General features: G+C 40.7%; 1 protein-coding gene and 1 pseudogene. Both read right to left on the bottom strand.

Going from position 1 to position 1067, the window contains the following annotated elements:
• Positions 1-150: 150 nt before the first annotated feature.
• Positions 151-378: a hypothetical protein gene (locus AAEY98_RS22115; RefSeq protein ID WP_157822819.1), complete on the bottom strand. Its 228-nt coding sequence runs from the start codon at positions 376-378 to the stop codon at positions 151-153.
• A gap of 251 nt (positions 379-629) precedes the next feature.
• Positions 630-854: pseudogene (locus AAEY98_RS22110) on the bottom strand (transposase); the annotation flags it as partial.
• Positions 855-1067: the final 213 nt, after the last annotated feature.

Genomic DNA, 1067 nt, shown 5'->3' with positions numbered 1-1067 from the left:
ATCCACGCTCAGTGCTCTATATACCTAGCCGTTATCCACTTAAATATAAACAGTAATGCTTATCCGAATAGCATTATAGTGAATGGGCAGCTTTGTGGCGAAGCCACACTTAAAGCTGTCCAGCCCGAAGGGCGATCATTGCACGCCTTGTTATGAGTTGAATGTGGCACTGATGTAACCCGCTATTTCACGAACCAATGGCTCTGCTGATATTCCTTTTGCTACAACAGTGTAACCTGACCAATTATCCCACTCTAGGCCGACAACTTCATTGCCTCTTTTAAAGTCCTGAAATACCTCGTCGAAGCCAGCAACTTCCTTAGAAACAACCTCAAGACAAAATTTTGCAGCGATTTCATCAGTTACACTTCTGTACATACCACCTTCGATTTTTTCGAAATCGAAAAAGAAAAACGAAGCCACCCATTATTTGAACAAGTAACATAACTCGTTTTCATGGCTTTGGCGAGGGTTACGCTCGATGTACTCAACTCATCAATTTCAATCGATATAACTAAAATATCATTGTTAAATAAGTGATTTATGGTCATCAAAGAAATTCGGCACAGCAGAAAAATTTGATAGTTATCAAGTGTCAGGTGAATTGTAATTTAAGTGGGGATGATGACTTAAGCGCACAGCCAGCGCTGAAAATTTGCAGCGCCTTGTCGTCGTTTTCGGTCTAAATGTTCACAATATTCAGTTAATGCGGGTAATGCTCCGACAGCGCCTTTAAATAATGCACCAAACTCTGTGGTGATTTTAAGCCAATTCTCTGCGGGGATGTTTAGCCTATTAAGTATCTCATGGTTGCTTGAGCTAATGGCTCCACGCTTATCTTCTCGAATCAGTTGAAGTGGATGACCATGTTTTAATTTCGAAGACTTAAGTCTTGAATCTTGTGGAGGGATAGCTTGCTTGTAATAAAGAGGAACCCGTGGGTTCAAAGTCCTATCTTTCGCCAAATAAAAAGGCCCGCTATAAATAGCGTAATGCTATTCGGATAAGCATTACTGTTTATATTTAAGTGGATAACGGCTAGGTATATAGAGCACTGAGCGTGGATA

The organism is Shewanella sp. AC91-MNA-CIBAN-0169 (assembly GCF_040310165.1).
GTDB lineage: Bacteria > Pseudomonadota > Gammaproteobacteria > Enterobacterales > Shewanellaceae > Shewanella.
The sequence above is the reverse complement of the archived record's forward strand: the minus strand, read 5'-3'. Positions and strand labels throughout refer to the sequence as shown.

What these genes read in the sequence shown, in the direction of transcription:
- AAEY98_RS22115 (WP_157822819.1), bottom strand. Translation starts at nt 378, where the DNA reads ATGTACAGAAGTGTAACTGATGAAATCGCTGCAAAATTTTGTCTTGAG.